This window comes from Vibrio sp. TRT 21S02 (genome assembly GCF_050113675.1).
In the GTDB taxonomy this organism is placed as follows: domain Bacteria; phylum Pseudomonadota; class Gammaproteobacteria; order Enterobacterales; family Vibrionaceae; genus Vibrio.
The window spans coordinates 1-571 of record NZ_JBNJOI010000073.1; the positions used below are offsets into that span (position 1 = coordinate 1).

Here is a 571-nt window from a genome sequence, read left to right on the forward strand (position 1 = left end):
ATGAAAACCGAGTTAGAAAGTTCCATGTCAACGGTGTAACGGTGAAAGCCATTGCCGAACGTGTTCAATACTACGATTCCGACGGTAAACTCGTAACCGAGTCGTTCAAAGACTATACCCGCAAGACGATGGCAAAACAGTTCACCTCGATGGATGACTTTGTTAAGCGCTGGCAAGATGCCGATAAAAAACAAGCAATCATTGATGAACTGGCAGAGGAAGGCATCATCTGGGAAGCGTTAGAGCTAGAAGTTGGCAAAGATCTCGACCCATTCGACATGATTTGTCATGTCGTGTATGACCAACCAGCACTCACCAGAAAAGAACGGGCTGATAACGTCAAAAAGCGCAACTACTTCACTAAGTATGGTGAAACAGCTCAGCAGGTGTTGAGCAACCTACTAGACAAGTACGCAGACGAAGGCGTTCAAGAGATTGAGAATATTCATGTACTCAAAGTTAAGCCTTTTGACGAGATGGGACGCCCTGCTGAAATCGTCAAAAAGTGCTTTGGTGGTAAAGAGCAATACTTAGAAGCGATTTCTGAATTGGAAGCTGAGATTTATCAATC

The 571-nt window shown here is 44.3% G+C and carries 1 protein-coding gene; it reads left to right on the plus strand.

What is annotated here, in order from left to right; genetic code table 11:
• A partial coding sequence (locus ACQEXU_RS22010; RefSeq protein ID WP_427012302.1) for a type I restriction-modification enzyme R subunit C-terminal domain-containing protein occupies positions 1–571 on the plus strand: 571 nt, incomplete at both ends.